Source organism: Mesorhizobium sp. WSM4312, from assembly GCF_002294875.1.
Classification (GTDB): Bacteria; Pseudomonadota; Alphaproteobacteria; order Rhizobiales; family Rhizobiaceae; genus Mesorhizobium.
This window is the reverse complement of the sequence record NZ_NSFU01000011.1, coordinates 227,813-246,621: the sequence shown is the minus strand read 5'-3', so window position 1 is coordinate 246,621 and position 18,809 is coordinate 227,813. Positions and strand designations below refer to the sequence as shown.

General features: G+C 65.4%; 17 protein-coding genes. 9 read left to right on the top strand and 8 right to left on the bottom strand.

Features of this window, described 5'->3' with window-relative positions; all coding sequences use genetic code 11:
* Positions 1–149: 149 nt before the first annotated feature.
* The 3 genes from CK228_RS20535 to CK228_RS20525 all read right to left on the bottom strand — a co-directional run bounded on the left by CK228_RS20535 (position 150) and on the right by CK228_RS20525 (position 3,082).
* Positions 150–1,520 carry an ATP-binding protein gene (locus CK228_RS20535; RefSeq protein WP_095789009.1) on the bottom strand — a complete coding sequence of 457 codons (1,371 nt, stop codon included), beginning with the start codon at positions 1,518–1,520 and terminating at the stop codon, positions 150–152.
* Entirely contained in the window at positions 1,517–2,200 is a 684-nt protein-coding gene (locus tag CK228_RS20530) for a winged helix-turn-helix domain-containing protein (RefSeq protein ID WP_095789008.1), read from the bottom strand. The genes CK228_RS20535 and CK228_RS20530 overlap by 4 nt, the downstream gene beginning before the upstream one ends.
* Positions 2,201–2,290: 90 nt before the next feature.
* Complete coding sequence (locus tag CK228_RS20525) at positions 2,291–3,082, bottom strand: hypothetical protein (RefSeq protein WP_095789007.1); 792 nt, start codon at positions 3,080–3,082, stop codon at positions 2,291–2,293.
* 233 nt (positions 3,083–3,315) lie between these two features.
* Between CK228_RS20525 and CK228_RS20520 the strand changes: the two genes are divergently transcribed.
* A complete protein-coding gene (locus CK228_RS20520) occupies positions 3,316–3,951 on the top strand; it encodes an isoprenylcysteine carboxylmethyltransferase family protein (protein WP_095789006.1) in 636 nt (211 codons plus the stop codon).
* 80 nt (positions 3,952–4,031) lie between these two features.
* Entirely contained in the window at positions 4,032–5,075 is a 1,044-nt protein-coding gene (locus CK228_RS20515) for a peptidase C39 family protein (protein ID WP_245438078.1), read from the top strand.
* On the opposite strand, the gene CK228_RS20510 is transcribed toward CK228_RS20515, so the two are convergent.
* Positions 5,072–5,557: a hypothetical protein gene (locus CK228_RS20510; RefSeq protein ID WP_095789004.1), complete on the bottom strand. Its 486-nt coding sequence runs from the start codon at positions 5,555–5,557 to the stop codon at positions 5,072–5,074. The two genes, CK228_RS20515 and CK228_RS20510, sit on opposite strands and share 4 nt — an antisense overlap.
* Before the next feature lie 220 nt (positions 5,558–5,777).
* Here CK228_RS20510 and CK228_RS20505 point away from each other — a divergent pair, with 220 nt between their 5' ends.
* Positions 5,778–6,143, top strand: a complete 366-nt coding sequence (locus CK228_RS20505; RefSeq protein ID WP_095789051.1) for a RidA family protein — start codon at positions 5,778–5,780, stop codon at positions 6,141–6,143.
* Positions 6,144–6,297: 154 nt separating this feature from the next.
* A complete protein-coding gene (locus CK228_RS20500) occupies positions 6,298–7,533 on the top strand; it encodes an amidohydrolase/deacetylase family metallohydrolase (RefSeq protein ID WP_095789003.1) in 1,236 nt (411 codons plus the stop codon).
* A 244-nt stretch (positions 7,534–7,777) separates the two neighbouring features.
* Here the strand turns inward: CK228_RS20500 and CK228_RS20495 are convergent, their stop codons facing one another.
* Together CK228_RS20495 and CK228_RS20490 are read right to left on the bottom strand one after the other, a co-directional pair.
* Positions 7,778–9,568 (bottom strand): NAD(P)/FAD-dependent oxidoreductase, encoded by a 1,791-nt coding sequence (locus CK228_RS20495; protein ID WP_095789002.1) that lies wholly within the window; start codon positions 9,566–9,568, stop codon positions 7,778–7,780.
* A 104-nt stretch (positions 9,569–9,672) separates the two neighbouring features.
* Positions 9,673–10,614 (bottom strand): MurR/RpiR family transcriptional regulator, encoded by a 942-nt coding sequence (locus CK228_RS20490; protein ID WP_095789001.1) that lies wholly within the window; start codon positions 10,612–10,614, stop codon positions 9,673–9,675.
* Positions 10,615–10,920: 306 nt separating this feature from the next.
* On the opposite strand from CK228_RS20490, the gene CK228_RS20485 reads away from it, so the two are divergent.
* The 5 genes from CK228_RS20485 (at position 10,921) to CK228_RS20465 (ending at position 16,611) form a co-directional block, all read left to right on the top strand.
* Complete coding sequence (locus CK228_RS20485; RefSeq protein WP_095789000.1) at positions 10,921–11,754, top strand: ABC transporter ATP-binding protein; 834 nt, start codon at positions 10,921–10,923, stop codon at positions 11,752–11,754.
* The gene (locus CK228_RS20480; RefSeq protein WP_095788999.1) at positions 11,751–12,593 is read left to right on the top strand and encodes an ABC transporter permease; all 843 of its coding nucleotides are present in this window, start codon (positions 11,751–11,753) and stop codon (positions 12,591–12,593) included. Before CK228_RS20485 ends, CK228_RS20480 begins: the two co-directional genes overlap by 4 nt.
* A gap of 70 nt (positions 12,594–12,663) precedes the next feature.
* Positions 12,664–13,827, top strand: coding sequence for an ABC transporter substrate-binding protein (locus CK228_RS20475; protein WP_095788998.1), 1,164 nt, complete (start codon positions 12,664–12,666; stop codon positions 13,825–13,827).
* A gap of 76 nt (positions 13,828–13,903) precedes the next feature.
* The gene (locus tag CK228_RS20470; RefSeq protein ID WP_095789050.1) at positions 13,904–14,992 is read left to right on the top strand and encodes a Gfo/Idh/MocA family oxidoreductase; all 1,089 of its coding nucleotides are present in this window, start codon (positions 13,904–13,906) and stop codon (positions 14,990–14,992) included.
* 182 nt (positions 14,993–15,174) lie between these two features.
* Positions 15,175–16,611, top strand: coding sequence for an amidase (locus tag CK228_RS20465; protein ID WP_095788997.1), 1,437 nt, complete (start codon positions 15,175–15,177; stop codon positions 16,609–16,611).
* A gap of 153 nt (positions 16,612–16,764) precedes the next feature.
* On the opposite strand, the gene CK228_RS20460 is transcribed toward CK228_RS20465, so the two are convergent.
* Positions 16,765–18,009 (bottom strand): Xaa-Pro peptidase family protein, encoded by a 1,245-nt coding sequence (locus CK228_RS20460; RefSeq protein WP_095788996.1) that lies wholly within the window; start codon positions 18,007–18,009, stop codon positions 16,765–16,767.
* A 154-nt stretch (positions 18,010–18,163) separates the two neighbouring features.
* Positions 18,164–18,709 carry an invasion associated locus B family protein gene (locus CK228_RS20455; RefSeq protein WP_245438077.1) on the bottom strand — a complete coding sequence of 182 codons (546 nt, stop codon included), beginning with the start codon at positions 18,707–18,709 and terminating at the stop codon, positions 18,164–18,166.
* Positions 18,710–18,809: the final 100 nt, after the last annotated feature.

Sequence of the window (18,809 nt, the reverse complement as noted above, 5' to 3'; positions counted from 1 at the left end):
ACGGATTGGGAGAACCACGTGGCAATCAAGCCTCGGGCCGATCAGTCATGCCAGTCACAGAAGATGTGTGCGTGGCGTAGGCCATCTCTCCCCCCTTTACGAGGGCGAGGAACCCGAGCTGGTGTTGGCCGGCACCGGTCATTTGTCGGCTAATCCGTCGCCAGCGGAAAGCTCACCACCACGCTGAGGCCAGGCGCGCAATCCTCAAGCGCAATTGATGCGCCGTGCAGATCGGCGATGGCCCTGACGAGGCTCATCCCAAGGCCGCTGCCCGCCGTCGAGCGGCTGTGATCCAGCCGGTAGAGCCGCTGGAAGACCTTTTCGCGTTCGTCCGGGGGAATGCCGGGTCCATTGTCGGCGACTGCGGCCAGGACATGGTCGCCGTCGCGCGCCACCGACAGCTTGATCGTCGTGCCGGGCGGGCAATGGCGCAGCGCGTTCTCGACCAGATTGGCGAACATCTGCGTCAACAGTTCCGGATCGCCATGGATGCGGCCGGCGGCCCGATGCAGCTCGACCGACGACAGCGACTTGCCGTCATCCTCGGCCACCTCGGAGTAGATCTCGGCGATGGTTTGCAGGATCTCGCCGAGGCCAACATCGGTGAACCGCGCCTTGCGCGCGCCGGCCTCGATCTGCGCAATGCGCAGCAGCGCGTCGAACGTCTCGTTGATCTGCAGGCTCTCGGCATGCGCCTCGGCCAGTTCACTGGCGACTTTCTCCCCCGACAGGTGCTTTTCCGACGCGCTGTCGAGGATCATCTGCAGCCGGTTGAGCGGCGTCTTCAGGTCGTGCGCGATGTTGGCGCTGACCTGCCTCATGCCTTCGACCAGCGCCGACAGGCGGTCGAGCGCCGCATTGACCTGGCTGGAGACGACATCGATATCGTCGCCGTTGCCGGTCAACGGAATGCGGGTATCCAGCCGGCCATGCGAGACATCGACCATGGTGGCGGCGATGCCGTCGAGGCGGCGCTGGACACGCGAGGCAAGCAGGGCGCCGCCGGCGACCGCCAGCCCGGTGACGATCAGGGTCGCCCAGCCGAAGCTCATCAGCATGATCGTCTCCAGTTCCTCCGTCTCGGACAGGCTGATGGCGACCGTCAGGGTGTTGTTGCCGACCGCGCCCGAATAGGCGCGGTACTGAGCACCCTGGGGCAGGCCGGGCATTTCGGCGCCGAACATCGAAAAGCCGTCGGGAAGTCCCGCGGCGGTGAAGTTGCCGGCCAGCCGGTTGCCGGCCGCGTCGGTCAGCGAAAACAGCTGCTCCTTCTTCGGGCTGCGCGTGGCGTGGCTCTCGACGGTCTCGACCAGTTCCTTGGGATCATTGTCGGCATGGCTCGCGGCGATGACGGCGTAGGTTTCCTTGATGGAGTCGTCGAGTTGCTCGGCCAGATCGGCGCTCATCATCTGGTAGACGATGGCGCCCGACAGGATGAAGGCCAGCATGAACAGGAAGGCGAAAGTGAGGGCGAGCCGGAACGGTGTGCTGCGCAGCAGGCGAGACCAGCTTCCGGTCATGGCGCAAGCGGCGCGTGCAGGCTGTAGCCGGTGTTGCGGATGGTGTGGATGAGCTGGGCCTCGAACGGCTTGTCGACCTTGGCCCGCAGCCGGCTGATATGGGTCTCGACAACGCTGGTCTTGGGATCGAAATGAAAGTCCCAGACACGCTCCAGAAGCATTGTGCGGGTGATCACGCGGCCCTCGCCGCGCATCAGCACCTCCAGCAGGCTGAATTCGCGCGGCTGCAGGTCGATCGGCTGGCCCTGGCGCGTGACGCGCCGCATGATGAGGTCCATCTCGAGGTCGCCGACCCACAGCGTCGTCTTCTGCTCCAGCGCCGCCGGCCGGCGTCCGAGCGCATTGATGCGGGCAAGCAGCTCGGAAAAGGCGAAGGGCTTGACCAGATAGTCGTCGCCGCCGGCCTCCAGGCCCTCGACGCGGTCGTCGATGCCGCCGATGGAGGTGAGGAAGATCGCCGGCGTGCGCACGCCGGCCGCGCGCACCGCTTTGACCATCGACAGGCCGTCCAGGCCTGGGATCATGCGGTCGGCGACGATCACGTCATAGTTGCCGCTGGTGGCGGCGAAAAGCGCGTCATGGCCGTTGCGCAGGAGGTCGCAGACATGCCCGGCCTCGGTCAGTCCCCTGACGATATAGTCCGCAGTCTTGTGGTCGTCCTCGACAAGAAGAAGTCGCATCGCTGTTCCGGTTGATCGCCGATATCGGGCACAGGCTATCACCGGCAAGACCCCGTTCCTAGGATGGCACGGACCGCCAAACGCCGAAGCCTAATCCTGTTCCAGCAGGATCTCGTCGGCATCGTCGGCGGTTTTCTTCAGCGTCATGTACAGAACCAGTGCTGCGATGCAGCCCAGAAAGATCAGGCTGGTGAAGGTGGTGCCGAAGCCGAGGCCGCCCTGTTCGGCCGGCTGCGACAGAAGATCGCCGAAGGAGGCGCCGAGCGGGCGCGTCAGTATATAGGCCAGCCAGAAGGCGAGGATGGCGTCGAGGTGGATGAGATAATAGGCAAGCGCGATCAGCGCGATGAGGCCGCCGAACACGAGGCCCGACGTGAGATAGCCCATGTCGAAACTCTCGGCGACGAGATCGCCGGCGGCGGTGCCGAGCGAGAAGGTGAGCAGGATCGCCAGCCAGTAGAAGATCTCGCGCCTCGTGGTGGAGATGGTGTGGATCGACAGCGTCCGCTCGCTTGCGTACCAGACCGCGAAGGTCGCCGCGAGCGCAACCGAGAAGGCGATCGTCGTCGTCTGCAGGCGCACGCCGAAACTGTCGACGAGGTTGTCTGTGATCAGCGTGCCGACGACGCTGATCAGCACCACCGCCAGCCAGTAGGCCCAAGGTATGTAGCGCTTCTGCGCGAACTGCACGACAAGGGCGACGATCAGCACGCCGGTCATGATCAGCGAGGTGACGGCCAGCCCGAGCCCGAGATTGACGGCGAGATAATCGGCGGCCGTCTCGCCCATGGTGACCGCCATCAGTTTGATCAGCCAGAAGTCGAGCGTGACCTCCGGAACCCTGTTCTGGGCCGGTCCGGTGGTTTTGTTGGGAGAGAGCATGGCCAAGTCCCGAGGTTGCGGCCGGATGGAAGCGATCCGGCATCTCCACGATAGGCAAGCGATTTCACTGCTGCCTGTCTCGGGGCATACAAATTCGTAAGGATGGCCGTGATTGGCGCAAAAGGCCTTTACGAACGCCGCGTGCTGCGCCGATAGAAGCAGCGGCCTTGTATCCGCCATCAATGCCGCGCCCCAGTGGCTGAACCCGTAATCCGTGGCCCAGGAAGACACGAATGAGCTATGCGTCCCTCAAGCCTGTTTCACAGGCCTTCGTGCAGCGAAAGCGGCTGGTCTTCGTGCGCGTGGCGGCGGTGCTGGCGGTGCTGCTGCTGTTTCTCACCAAGCCGGCGCTCGCCGAGGGCTCGAACGGTCACGAAACGCTCGAATTCTTCGGCTTCTGCCTGGTGCTCGCCTGCGTTGCCGGCAGGCTGTGGAGCATCCTCTATGTCGGCGGCAAGAAGAACGAGGAGCTGGTTTCGACGGGGCCGTTCTCGATGAGCCAGAATCCGCTCTATTTCTTTTCGACGGTGGGCGCAGTCGGCATCGGTCTGGCCTACGGTTCGCTGGTGGCGGCAGCCGCGCTTGGCGTGGCCAGCTTCCTCATCTTCCGCGTCACGGCGCGCAAGGAAGCCGAATATCTCCTGGGCAAGTTCGGCCAGGCCTATGCCGCCTATATCAAGACGACGCCGCGCTTCTGGCCGAACCCGCTGCTCTACCGCGACGACGACCAGTTGCAGTTCTCGACGCGCGCACTCAAGCGCACCTTCCATGACGGGCTCTATTTCCTCGCCATCTTCCCGGCCATCGAGCTGATCGAGTATTTGCGGCAGACGGGCCTGCTGTTCCCGGCCTTCGTCACGCTGTACTGATCGGCCATTGTCCGGCTAATTTACGGGTCATGCAACACTTCGAGGAGCCTGTGTTATCGGCTGAAGGCGAAGGGGCCAGTGTGACGGTCTTTACGGCCGGACACGCGGCCGTCTGGGCCGACCTGATCGCTGCGGTGCCGGCCGAGGCCGGCGATCGCCTGGCGGCGCTGCGGGAGATCACCGGGGTCACCGGCGTGGCGCACTACAGCGAGGGCCGCCCGGAGGCGATCGTGGTCGGCCAGCGCCGGCCGGCGGCAGCAATGATGCGCATCGCCCTGTTCTGGTCTGCTCCGAACTTCATCGCTGGTGACGGTCCGCGCCTGCTGGAGGCGCTGGAGAAGGAGGCGCTCGCGCAAGACGTGCTCTGCCTGCGTGCCGACGAGGATATGGTGCAGCGCATCGGCGGCCAGTGGCAGCGCCGCGACGGGTTCCTGCAACGCTGGATCGGCAGCGAACCGGCCGGCCGGCAGGGGCAGGTTCCGCCATCCTGGCCGCAGACGGCGGGTTTTACGTGCGGGCCGTCGGCGCTGGCCATGGCGATGGGCGGGATCGATCCGGCCTTGCTGCCGGACCGGGCGCTGGAGGTCGAACTGTGGCGCGAGGCCACCACCATCATCGGTCCGAGCGGTCCGGGCGGCTGCGACCCCTACGGCCTGGCGCTGGCGGCGCGCCGGCGCGGCCTGCGGGTCGAAATATTCATGAGCAGCGCCGAACCGGTCTTCCTCGACCGGGCCAGCTCGGAGGAAAGGCGCGGGCTGATGCGCTTCGTGCAGGCCGGTTTCAAGCGCGAGGCCGAAGCCGCGTCATTGCTGGTCGAGACGCGCGCCTTTGCCCTCGAAGAAATCGGCCAGGCGCTCGATCGCGGCTTGTCGGCGCTGGTGCTGATCGACCAGGCGCCGATGATGGGCCACACCTGCCCGCATTGGGTGCTCGTCCATGGCCATGGCGACGGCGTCTATTTCCTCAACGATCCCTGGATCGAGCCAGACCGGCTCGAACAGAAGATGGATGTCGTCGACCTTCCGGTTCGGGCGGCGGAGCTCGACCGGATGGCCTGGTACGGCAACCCGGCCTATCGCGCCGCCGTTCTCGTTGGGCCGGGACCAGTCACCCGGAAGCGCTAGGTCTCCAGCGGATACGGCATGTAGCCGACGAAGCCGGCGATCTTCCAGCTGCCTTCGACCTTGCGGCAGAAATACAGCGTCTGCCATTTCAGCCGGTCGACGCTGCCATCCGCCTTGGCGACGGAGCCGTCGAACTTCTTGTGCAGCACGGCGCGGTCGCCGGCGACGTCGATGTCGCGCAGATTGGTGACGCGAAACAGCGCTTCGCGCAGCGGCTCGGCGAATTTGGTCGCCGCCGTCTCCCCGGCCTGGCGCAGCCACTCGTCGCGATAGATCTCCAGCCGCGGGAACTGCAGCCGCCAGGCATCGGCATTGGCGAGGAAATGCGCATGCATGCCGAAGAAGCTTTCGGCGATGAAATCGTGCTCGACCATGGACCAGTCCTGGCCAATGAAGGCGTCGATGTCGCGCCGCACCAGCATCTCCCACAACGCATGGCGGTCGGCATCGCCTGAAGGAAACGGGTTCTTGTCGAAGGTCATTCTCGGTTTCTCCGGTCTGGCGCAGGCATGTGCTCGTGGCGGCGCGCAGGCCGCCCGGCCGGTGCGCACGATGCAAGCGCTTCTGTAATAAAGCAACACGGATTTCGAAGAATGTTGCTTTCCAACAAGGGCCCTATCGGGACCGCCCCGATCGCGGTAAATCTGCGCGGACGTGGGCGCCACCCTGGTGCCCTGCCGCGTCATCAGAGGAGGCGATCCCTTGCCCAAGCAGACTTTTGGAACATCCCATGTGCCGCTGTCGCCCGCCGTGCGGGCCGGCGACTTCGTCTATGTCTCGGGCCAGGTTCCGGTCGGCAGCGACGGCATCGCGGTCAAAGGCGGCATCACCGAACAGACCGAGCAGGTGCTCGCCAATGTGAAGGCGGCGCTGGCCCTGGCCGGTTGCACGCTGGACGACGTGGTGAAGACCACCGTCTGGTTGGAAGACGCGCGCGATTTCGGCGCCTTCAACGCGGTCTACGCCAGGCACTTCCCGAAGAATCCGCCGGCCCGCACCACGGTCGAATCGCGGCTGATGATCGACATCAAGATCGAGGTCGAGGCGGTCGCCTACAGGCCCGTCTAAGAGACCGTTTGGAAATTCTGCTCCGGCGGCCATCCAGCGGCGGACCCAAATGTCCGCTCCGCTCCGGTTCGCGAAACCATCATCATTTGACTCGCCAGAGCGAATTTCGAAACAGTCTCTGAGAAGGCAAAGCAACGAACCGGAGGTTCCCCTCATGCAATTCGACCTCCTGCTGAAGGGCGGACGGCTCATCGATCCGGCGTCCGGCATCGATGCGCCGCGCGATGTCGCCATCGCCAAAGGGCGGGTCGCGGCGGTCGACGCCGATATCCCGGCGGATCGCGCCAATGAGGTGATCGACGCGGCCGGCTGCATCGTCGCGCCCGGCCTGGTCGACCTGCACAGCCACGTCTATTGGGGCGGCACCTCGCTCGGCGTCGACGCCGACCGGCTCGCCGCCAAAAGCGGCACCACCACCTTCATCGATGCCGGCAGCGCGGGCGCCGGCAACTTCCTCGGCTTCCGCCGCCATGTCATGGAGCGCTCCAGGGCGCGCATCCTGGCCTATGTCAACATTTCCTTTGCCGGCATCTTCGGCTTTTCGCAGTCGGTGTCGGTCGGCGAGTGCAGCGATCTGCGGCTCTGCGAGCCGCGCGAGGTGGTTGCCGCGGCGCGCGAGCACGCCGATGTCGTCGTCGGCGTGAAAGTCCGCTCCGGCAAGCATGCCGGCGGCACCAGCGGCATCGCGCCGGTCGATCTGGCGCTTGAGGCGGCCGACAAGGCCGGACTGCCGCTGATGGCGCATATTGACGAGCCGCCGCCCGGCCGCTCGGAAGTGCTGCCGCGCCTGCGCCGCGGCGATATCCTCACCCATTGCTTCCGGCCGTTCCCCAACGCGCCGGTCTTCGCGTCCGGCGCGGTGCGGCCCGACATGCGGCTGGCGCGCGAGCGCGGCGTCATCTTCGATCTCGGCCATGGCATGGGTTCGTTCGATTTCGACGTGGCGCGCGCCATGCTGGCCGAGGGGCTGGCGCCGGACGTCGTCTCGAGCGACGTGCATCTCTACTGCGTCGACGGGCCGGCCTTCGACATTCTGGTCTGCATGTCGAAGCTGATGGCGCTCGGCATGCCGCTGGTCGAGGTGCTGCGCGCCGCGACGCAAGCGCCGGCGCGGGCGATCGCCAGGCCGGACCTCGGCACGCTGGCGGTCGGCACCGTCGGCGACGTCGCTGTCCTTCGCCGGCTGTCCGGCCGGTTCACCTTCGTCGACGCGGTCGGCGCCCCGCTGGTCGCCGAGCAGCGGCTGGTCTCGCAAGGCATCGTCATCGGCGGCACCTGGTGGCCGAACGAGGCGGTGAACGATGTCAGCGAGACCGAGCGTTTCGAGGCGCATGTCGCGCATACGCATGTCGAGGTTGCCGCCCGGCATTTCGGGCACCGGCACGATTAGCCGATCTCCCGTCGTGGGATGGCCGGTAGGGTTGTGCCTGTCCTGTGGCGGCTGCGCGTTGGCGATGGCTTCCCCCACTCCGTCGCTGCTTCGCAGCGCCACCTCTCCCCCCTCCGGAGGGAGAGGAAGGGAGCCAGCCCGGTTAAGCTCGCGCCTTTCCTCTCCCCCGCCGACCGGGGGAGAGGTGTCGAGCGAAGCTCGACGGAGTGGGGGTCGACCTCTCTCACCGAAGCATGCTTTCGCCTCACCGCCCGGCGTTGCTCGGCCTGCCGTAAACCGGCGTCGCAATGCCTTCCATACGCGCCTTGATCTGCAGCGCCACGTATTTCGAGTAAAAACGCGACAGCGCCAGATTGCCGCCGTGGAACCACAGCGCTTCCTGCGCCGTCGGCTTCCACATGTTGCGCAATTCGCCTTGCCAGGGGCCAGGGTCGCCCTTGACGCCGGAACCGAGGCCCCAGCAGGGCCCGACCTTGTCGGCGACTTCGCGCGAGACGAGCGCGGCGACATTCTCGTTCATCGACTGGTAGCCGGTGCAGGCGACGATGGCGTCGGCCTCGAGCTCGCTGCCATCCTCGAACAGGATGCCTGTCGGCGTCAGCGCCTTGATGGCGACGCCGCTGCGGATGCCGATCTTGCCGTCGATGATCAGGTCCGAGGCCCCGACATCGATGTAGTAGCCGGACCCGGTGCGATAGGCCTTCATCAGGAGGCCGGTCTCGTCGTCGCCGAAATCGATGGCGAAGCCGGAGGCGCTGAGGCGCTCGTAGAAGGTGGCGTCGCGGGCCTTGATCACCTCGTAGAGCGCGCGCTGGCCCTTGGGCACCAGCGCGAAGGGCGTCGAGGCGACGATCATGTCGGCCTTTTCGGTGGTGATGCCGCGCGCCAGCGCGCTCTCCGAGAAGATCTCGAAGCCGACCTCCATCAGCGTGTCCGACTTGACCACGGTGGTCGGCGAGCGCTGGATCATGGTGACGTCGGCGCCGCTTTCCCAGAGATCGACGCAGACATCATGCCCTGAGCTGGCCGCGCCGATGACGGCGACCTTTTTGCCGCGGAATTTGTCGCCGCTGGCATACTGGCTGGAATGCAGCAGCTCGCCCTTGAACGCCGCGGCGCCGGGCAGGTCGATCTTTCGCGGCGGGCCGTAGGCGCCGGTGGCGAAGACGACATGCTTCGGCTTCAGCGCGATCTGCCGGCCGACGCGGTCGACCACGACGGTCCACTCCTTCCGTGCCTCGTCATAGGAGGCGCTGAGGCACTTTGTGGCGACCCAGTAGTTGAGCTCCATGACGCGCGTGTACATTTCCAGCCAGTCGCCCATCTTGTCCTTGGGCGTGAAGACCGGCCAGTTCTCCGGGAACGGAATGTAGGGCAGATGGTCGTACCAGACCGGGTCGTGCAGCACGAGCGTGCGGTAGCGGTTGCGCCAGGAATCGCCCGGGCGCGCATTCTTCTCGATGACGATGGTCGGCACGCCGAGCTGCCGCAGCCGTGCGGCCAGCATGATGCCGCCCTGCCCGCCGCCGATGACCAGGCAATAGGGCTGCTCGGTGGCGCCGAGTTCGCGCGTCTCGCGCGCCCGCGCCTCCGACCAGGTCTCGCGTTCGGGGTCGGCCTTGTGGCGCACGCCGAGCGGCCGCGCCAAGCCCTTGCGCTCCTCGAACCCCTTGAGGTCGGTCATCGCCGTGAACAGGGTGCGGCAGCGGCCGTCGCGCAGGCGAACAATGCCTTGGCCGGAAGCCACAGCGGTCTCGAAGGTGAACCAGGCTTCGATGGTGCCTTCGTCCGAGGTCGCCTCGCCGGCGAGCTGCCATGCGGTGGGCTTGGTCGTCGCCAGCGTCGCCTCGAGCATGTCGGTGATGGCCTCGCGGCCTTCCATGGTCGTGATGTTCCAGGTGAAGGTCAGAAGATCGCGCCAGTAGCAGTCGTCGACGAACAAATGGCTTGCCGCGGTCGCATCGCCGGCTGCGAGCGCCTGCGCCAGGGATTCCAGCCATGCGGCTGCCTGTTTCGTCGGTGCCATTTCCAGCATGTGTTCCTCTTCCTGCGTGTGCCTTACCTGAATGGGACGTCGAAGCCGGCGCTGCCCCTCATCCGCCTGCCGGCACCTTCTCCCCGTGAACGGGGAGAAGGGAGCTAGTCTCCGAGCGGCTCCATCTCCTTGCCGGTGCGGTGGATCTGGGCGTTGTATTTGATGCGGCGGACCGTCTCGCGCGCCGAGCCGTCGAGCTTGTAGGCGCAGGCCACGGCCAAGAGGTCGATCGCCGCCAGGAAGGCGAAGCGCGAAGCGGTCGGCTTCAGCGTGTCGGGATATTCGGGCACCGCCACCGTCAGCCGGACATCGCAAGCGCGGGCGAGATCGGTGTCGGGCGCGGTCACGGCGATGGTGTTGGCGCGGTAGTGCTTGGCGAGTTCGACGGCCTCGATCACCTCGCGCGTGCGCCCGGTCGCCGAAATGGCGATCACCAGGTCGCCCGGCTTCAGCGTCGAGGCGGTCATGCGCATCAGATAGGGATCGCACTGGGCGCTGACGGTGATGCCGTAGCGAAACAGCCGGTACTGCGTCTCCTGCGCCAGCGCCGAGGAACTGCCGCCGAGGCCGAAAACGGTGACCTGGCGAGCCTTGGCGATGAGTTCCGCCGCCTTCTGCAGCTCGCCCGGATCGAGCTGGCGTTCAGCCTCCTGCAGCGCCCGGCGCGCCTCGCCGAAGACGGCGTTCCAGAACGGCATGCCATTGTCGTTGCTGATGGCCGGCGGCTTGGCCAGATAGAGCGCGCCGACGACGAGGCTTTGCGCCAGCTTCAGCTTGAAATCGCGCACACCCTCGCAGCCGATGGCGCGGCAGAAGCGGGTCACCGTCGGCTCGCTGACGCCGGCGCGTTCGGCAATCGCCGCATTGGAGGCGTCGACGGCGTATTTGACATCGTCGAGCACGACATCGGCGACGCGACGCTCCGCCGGGCTCAACTCCGCGTAGGAATCCTTGACCAGCGAGATGATGTCGGGGATGCGCCTGATGTCGCGTCCCTCCGGCTCGTGGCTTGCAACAGGCTCTTGCTGGCTGTCAGCTTCGGTCATGAAGTCGGTCTTCCCTGGCGTTTCGACCTGACCTCTTACCATGTTTGCACGCCGTCGTTCCATGCGCCCGGCCGCGCTGCAACCGTTGCGTGCCTGGCGATAAGCTCGCGTTTCCTTTTCAGAGTATGTAGGAAAGCAACACGAATTTCAAGGCCGAGAAAACTGGGCAAAAACAACATATTAGGCGAATACCGGAAATTTCATGATACGGTTACCACCGCGAACGCTTGACAGCAAAGTAGGATAGTTACAGACTGATTTTTGGCAGATGACCTACTGGATCATCACGCAATCTCCGAGGGGCGGATGAACGCGGGCGAGACAACAACGCCGAAGCTTGGCGTGCAGGCAGCGACCAAGATCTATCACACGGCGTCAGGCGACCTCTTGGCGCTGGACCGCTGCAGCCTCGATGTCAGAGCCAATGAAATCGTCTCGATCGTCGGCCCGTCCGGCTGCGGCAAGACCACGCTCTTGTGGTCGATGTCGGGCCTGCACCGCCTGACCAGCGGCGAGATCCGGCTCGACGGCGTAAAGATCACCGGCCCGCATCCCGATATCGGCATCGTCTTCCAGGAAGCCAACCTTTTGCCCTGGCGCAATCTCGACGCCAACATCCGCTTTCCCTTCGAGATCAAGGGCGAGAAGCCGGACCGCGCCTGGATCGCGCATCTGCTGAACCGCGTCGGCCTCGACGGCTTCGGCGGCAAGTTCCCGCGTGAGCTTTCGGGCGGCATGCAGCAGCGCGCGGCGATCGTGCGGGCGCTGGCGCTGAAGCCCTCGGTGCTGTTGATGGACGAGCCGTTCGGCGCGCTCGACAGTTTCACCCGCGAGGAGATGAACCGGCTGGTCGAGGAGATCTGGCTCGACACCAAGACCACCATCGTCTTCATCACCCACAGCATCGAGGAAGCGATCTTTCTGTCGGACCGCGTGGTGGTGCTGAGCGCCCGGCCGGGCAAGGTCGCCAAGGAGTATCGCGTGCCGTTCGCGCGGCCGCGCTCGCTGGAGATCATGGCGACCAAGGAAGTCTTCGACCTCACCAACCGGATCAAGATGGACATTGTCGGCGAGCGCGCCAGGCCGAAGGCGCCGGAACAGGAGCGCGCCAGCGCCGAGATCGTGAGGATCAGGCCGTGAGCGACGCCATCCCGGAATTCTCCAAATCCAAATCAGGCGATGGCCAGGAGGTCAGCCTGACCAATCTGTCGGCGTTCGCCAGCGGCCCCGGCGTCAAGTCGGGCAAGGAGGTGGCGGCCATCATCGCCGTCGCCGTGGTCATCATCGGCGGCATCGAACTGGCGCTGCGGCTGTTCCATGTGCCGCTCTACATCATGCCGCCGCCGAGCTCGATCGCCTATGCGCTGTTCGACGAGTTCCCGCTGATCGCGCCGCATCTCGGCTACACGCTGGTCGAGCTGGTCTCCGGCTTTGCCATCGGCGCCGTCGTCGGGCTGGTGCTGGCCGCCGTCATCACCCAGTTCCCCTTCGCCGAAAAGATCGTCGCGCCCTACATATTGCTGCTGGTCACCACGCCGATGCTGGCGCTGGTGCCGCTGCTCATCCTGCGCTTCGGTTTCGGCTACACGCCGCGCATCATCGCGGTGGCGTTGGCCGCCGGGCCGATGGTGATGATCAATGCCGCCACCGGCTTTCGCCGCGTCGACAGCGCCAAGATCGCGCTCGCCCGTTCCTACGGCGCCAGCACCTTGCAGATCTTCTGGAAGATCCGCGCGCCGATGGCGCTGCCGATGATCCTGGTCGGGCTGATGATCGGCGCCATTTTCGGCCTGCTCACCGCCGTCGGCGCCGAGATGGTCGGCGGCGGCTTCGGCCTCGGCAACCGGCTGACCACCTATTCGTCGATGATCCAGATGCCGCAATTCTTCGCCGTGGTGCTGATCCTGTCGACACTCGGCATCCTGATCTACGTGCTGTTCTTCCTCATCGGCAAGAAATGGGCGAGCTGGGAGGCTTGAAGACAAGGATTTGAAGCAAGACGCCCGGGAGGCGGGCGGCAGACCGACGTCAAACAAAAAGGGGAATGCCATGACCAAAGACCATTCGACGAACCACCCGGGCATCAGCCGCCGCTATTTCCTGCAGGTCACCGGCGCCGGCTTGGTGACGGCAACCGCGCTCGGCGCCACCGGTTTCAAGGCAAGGGCCGAGGCCTATGGCAAGTTCACCTGGATCTCGCCGCGCGGCACGCTCGAAGTGCTCGACGACTATCCCTATTGGGCAGCCAAGAAGGCCGGCTATTTCGACGGGCTCGACACCGACATGCAGCCGGGGCCCTCGGACGGCACGGCGACGGTCAAGTTCGTCGATGTCGGCCAGGCCGATATGGGCTTCCCCTCGCCCGGCGTGTTCTCCTTCGCCATCCAGAACGGCATGAAGCTGAAATCGGTGTTCCATATGGGCGCGCGCGACACGTTCAGCATCGCCTTCCGCAAGGGCGAGGGATCGAACGATCTGAAGAAGCTCGAAGGCAAGACCATCCTGCTCGGCTCGGCCGCCTGGCAGTCGATCACCGATCCGCTGCTCGCCGCGCAAGGCGTCGACATCAAGAAAGTAAAGTATGTCGAGGCCGGCTGGCCGACCTGGGGCACCGCGCTTGCCGGCGGCCAGGGAGATGCTGCCCTGTCGTGGGAGGGGCTGCGCGCCGAATGGATCGCCAAGGGCCTCGACTTCGAATACTGGCTCGGCGTGAAAAACTCCAAGCTGCCGGCCAACACTTTTGTCGTGCGCAGCGCCGACCTCGAGGACCCCGACAAGAAGGCCTTCCTGGAAAAATACCTGCGCGGCTGGGCGATGGGACTCGAATTCGGCTACCAGAATCCGCGCGCCGCGGTCGAAGCGGTGTTCGAGCAGTTCCCGACGCTGGCCAAGAATCTCGGGCCGGAGCTCGGCACCACCTCGATCCTGCAGCAGATCAACGTCTTCCGCGGCGACATGGACAAGCGCGGCGGCTGGGGCTCGCACGACATGGCGAGCTGGCAGGGCTTCTTCGACGAGATCCACAAGATCGGCCAGATCACCAATCCGGTGAAGGCCGAGGATGTCTGCACCAACGACTTGATCCCGGCGGCCAACGATTTCGACAAGGCCAAGGTCAAGGCCGATGCCGACGGCGTCAAGCTGTCGGAAGGCTTTGCCGCACTCGATGTCGAGAAGATCAAGGCGCATCTGTTCGATTCGGCCGTCAAGTAAGGACTGCCGGCGGCAGAACCGGGCGGCGACAGGGTTGCCGCCCGCAATCCATTGAAGAAAAGCGTGGGAGGTGGCGGTGGCCGACAAGGTAAAAGTGCTGGTGGTGGGTCTCGGCAATATGGGTGCGTCGCACGCCAGCGCCTATCACCGCTCCGAGGGTTTTCAGATCGTCGGCATCATGAGCCGCTCGATCAAGAGCAACAGCAAGATACCGGCCGAATTAGCCGGCTATCCGCTCTACGAGGATTTCGACCAGGCGCTGAAGGAGACGAAGCCGGACGCCGTCTCGATCAACAGCTGGCCGAACACCCATGCCGAATATGCGCTGAAGGCGATCGCGGCCAATTGCCATGTGTTCATGGAAAAGCCGCTCGCCACCAACATCGAGGATGCCGAGAAGGTCGTGGCGGCGGCGCGCGCCAAGAACCGCAAGCTGGTGCTCGGCTACATCCTGCGCGTCCACCCGTCCTGGATCAAATTCATCGAGGTCGGCAAGACGCTGGGCAAGCCGCTGGTGATGCGCCTCAACCTCAACCAGCAGAGCAGCGGCAGCGCCTGGCACTGGCACAAGAATCTGATCGATTCGCTGATCCCGATCGTCGATTGCGGCGTGCACTATGTCGACGTCATGTGCCAGCTGACCGGCGCCAAGCCGGTGCGCGTGCACGGCATCGGCGCCAAATTGTGGGCGGAGGCCGACAAGCAGAATTACGGCCATCTGCACGTCACCTTCGATGACGGCTCGGTCGGCTGGTACGAGGCCGGCTGGGGCCCGATGATGAGCGAGACGGCCTATTTCGTGAAGGACGTGGTCGGCCCGAAGGGCGCCGTGTCGATCGTCGCCGGCCAGGCTGCCAGCACCGCCTCGGACGCCGAAGTGTCGAACTCGGCCGACATCGACCGCCACACCAAGACCGATGCGCTGAAGATCCATTACGCCCAAGTCGACGGCGACAAGAACTTTTCCAAGCCCGACGAGATCGTCAGCATGGAGGACGAGCCCGGCCACCAGGAGCTGTGCGACCGCGAGCAGGCCTTCTTCCTGCGCGCCATCCGCGAGGACCTCGATCTGACCGAGCAGATGGACGCGGCGGTCAACAGCCTGCGCATCGTGCTCGCCGCCGAACAGAGCATCGCGTTGGGACGGACGGTCGAGCTGGCCTGACGCAATCCGGCTGCTGGCGCTGGAGGCGGCACCTGCAGCGCGGAATTTCATCTTTCTCCCGGTCACTATACAGGGAGAAGGCGCCGGCAGGCGGGGCGGAGCTTACATTTGCAGTTGGCCGGTAACGACAGCTCGCGCATTTCTAAGCGAGGTGCCGAGGCATGCAAATTTGGGAGAGAGAAATGGTCACCGACAGTCTTTTGAAAACCTACGCGGACTCCGATGCGCTCGATCTGGCCGGGCTGGTGCGCGGCGGCCAGGTTTCGCCGGCCGAACTGATCGAGGCGGCGATCACGCTGGTCGAGCGGCTCAATCCGGCGCTGAACGCGGTCGTCCATCGCCTCTACGACATGGCGCGGACGCAGGCGCAGACGGTCGACAGGTCCGCGCCCTTCGCCGGCGTGCCGTTCCTGCTCAAGGAGCTGGCCTCGTCCTGGACCGGCGCGCCGAACACCAATTCCTGTTTCTATCTGAAGGACGTCGTCGCCGACTCCGACACCGAAGTGGTTCGCCGCATGAAGGCGGCGGGACTGGTGCTGGTCGGCAAGTCGAACGCGCCGGAGAACGGCTGGTCGATCACGACCGAGCCGAAGCTCTACGGCGTGACGAAGAATCCGTGGAAGGGAGGCATCACGCCCGGCGGCTCGAGCGGCGGCGCGGCCGCGGCCGTCGCCTCGCGCATGGTGCCGATCGCCGAAGCCAGCGACGGCGCCGGTTCGATCCGCATTCCAGCCTCTTGCTGCGGCATTGTCGGCCTGAAACCGTCGCGCGGCCGCGTCAGCCTCGCGCCGTTCGGCGACTACTGGTATGGCGGCGCCTATTTTCTCTGCTGTTCGCGCTCGGTGCGCGATACCGCGGCCTATCTCGATGCCGTCGCCGGCGCGCTGCCGGGCGACCCCTATACGCCGCCGGTTCCTGATGCCTCGTGGCTCAGCCTGTCGGCGCAGGCGCCGAAGACGCTGCGCATCGGCTTCACCGTCACGCCGCCCAACGGCACAGCCATCGATCCGGAGGTCAAGGCGGCGGTGCTGGCGACGGTGATAACGCTCGAACGGCTGGGGCACCATGTCGAGGAGCACGACATGCCGCTCGATGCCAACGGCGTCTGGGCGACCTACACCAACATGACCTGTGTGCAGACGGCGGCGACCTTCGACTATCTTGAAACGGTGATCGGCCGGCCGGTGACGCCTGACGACGTCGAGGCCGTGACCTGGGCGATCATCGCGCGCGGCCGCGCCACCAGCGGTGTCAGGCACATCTCCGATGTCGAGCAGCTGAGGCAGATCGGCCGCGACATTGTCGGCGATCTCAATGCCTACGACCTCTTCATCACGCCGACGCTGACGCAGCTGCCGCGTCCCTTCGGCTATTACGACATGTCGGAGACGGACATCGACCGTTACAACGCCAAATGGACGGACGCGGTGTTTGCCTTCCCCTTCAACATTTCAGGCCAGCCGGCGATCTCGCTGCCGCTGGGCTGGTCGAAAGGCGGCGCGCCGATCGGCGTGCAGCTGGTCGGCCGCTATGGCGACGAGGCGACCGTGCTGGCGGCTTCGGCGCAGCTGGAGCAGGAGATGCCGTGGAGGGATCGGCGGCCGCAGGTGAGCGCTTAGTTAGCCGGCAAGGGTTGTGCCGCGGCGCTGCACTATTCGATCAAGGTCGCGGCATATGGATCCTCGGGTCTCCGCGACGCCGCCACGCGACTGCTCCGTCCGTGGATGACAAACGTGGAGGGGCTCGGCCAATCTCCGGAGTGAAGCCTCCCGCTAGCCAAGCCTCTCCAGCCGCCTCGGCATCCGGTTCATCGGCATCGGCCCATCTGCCGTGATCAGGAACTGGTCCTCGAGATTGAAGCTGGCGAGGCCGTCCATGTAGAGCGGGATTTCGAAAGCCAGCACCATGCCGGCCTCGATGACGACATCATTGTCGGCCGCGATGAACGGCCATTGCTCGGAAAACACCGACTGGCCGACGCTGTGGCCGAAATGGCCGCGGCGGAAGCTGCGCAGGCCTTGCCGCGCCAGGCTCTCGGTGGTGACGCGATGCACATGAGCGAGCGTGTTTCCCGGCATCAGCGCCGCCAGCCCGTCCTCGAAGGCGCGCTCGGCGATGGCATGCAGCTCGGCCTGGTCGGCGGAAGGCGGCCCGAAGGTGAAATTGCGCGACATGTCGGAAGCGTAGCCGCCGACCGTGCAGACCATGTCGCATTTCAAGGGATCGCCGGCCACGGCCCTGGCGTCGGCGCCCTTGGCGCGGGCGCCCAGCGTCACATATTCCGCCGTGACGACCGGATGCGACAGCCCGGCTGCCGCTTCGGCGACGCCCTTGCGGTAGAGCGCGATGAGATCGGCCTGGCGCATGCCGGCCATCGCGTCCACCTGCAAGCGCTCCAGCCCGGCTTCCGAGAGAAAGATACCTTGCTGGAGGAGATCGATCTCGCGCTGGGATTTGACGGCCCGCAGCCTGTCCAGCACCGGCGAGCCATCGACCATCGGGCAATGCGGCAACAGCGCCTGGATGGCCGCGAAATCGGCGGCCGGGACGAAGTCAAGGTCGATGCCGAGCGTTGCGCGCTCCAGTCCGAATTCCTCGAGCAAGGCCTGCAGCTGGCGCACCGAGCCGGCGAGATCGAAAGTGGCGGGGCGGGAGAAATCCGGGGCGCGGCCAAGCGAGGCAAGGCCGGCCTCGATGCGTTCGGCCAAAGCGAGCCCGTGCGTTCCAATCTCGACCGGCGCGGATTCGATCCAGATCGGGTGCGACCGCACGATTGCTTCCGGCGCGGCGAGCCGCAGCTGCGCGGCGTTGAAGTCGGCGACGACAACACCGATCGGCAGGTCTTGTCCGGCCGGGATGATCACGAAGCCGCCACCGGCACGGCGGAACAGTCCCGCCGGGCCGATCCACGCACCGGTCGCATAGTGGAAGGCCTCGGGCGCGCAGAGCACCAGCGCCCCGATGCCGGCGCCTTCCATCAACTGCGCGGCGCGCTGGCGGTCGACAAAGCCTGTCATGGGTTTCTCCGGATGTCCGAAGCGACAACGGAGCATTGCGGGTGCGGACAATCAAGCCGGTTGCTCGTATTGACGCGCTGCGTCGCTTGAGCGCGGAGCGGAGACGCCCACGACGAGGGGGCAGGATGTCGGCCAATGGTTGCCGGCGAACCCGCTACTTGATCGATTCCAGCTTGGCGATGGCCGTGGTGAAGCCGGCGAGCGAGACCGGGATGGTGACCGGCTTGCGGGTGACCGATTCCATGGAGATGTTCAGATTGGTTCCCGACTTCATCGTCTTGAGCAGTTCAGGCGACAGCGGCGTGGCGGCATAGGCGCCGTTCTGGTCGCTGGTCTGGATGGCGATGACGATTTTTTGCCCCTGGTCGACCTGATAGCTGACGCCGGACGGCAGGAACAGGCCGTGCGGCAAAGCGAGCAGCATGGCGAAGCTGCCATTGGCGTTGTCGCGGCGCACGGTGACGGTCAGCACGCGCTGCCCGGTCTTGGCCTCGGTGAGGGTCAGCGACACCTGGCACTGAAGCTCGTTGGTCGCCGAGCCGCTGGAGCAGTTCACCGCCCATGCATTGGCGTCGGCCGGCTTGGGTCCGGCCTCCTTGGGCTGAGACTGTTTGGCTTGGGACCCTTTGGCCGCGTCCTCGGCAAGCGCCGGGCCAACAGAAGTCGACAGCAGCCAAAGGGCAGCCGATGTCGCGATCATTCGCGCTAGATTAGCTCTAGCTAAATTACTTGGCATGTTCTTGACGCCCCACAATTTTCCTTGCCCCAGCAGGTATTCTCTCGGAAAAGGCTTGATACAA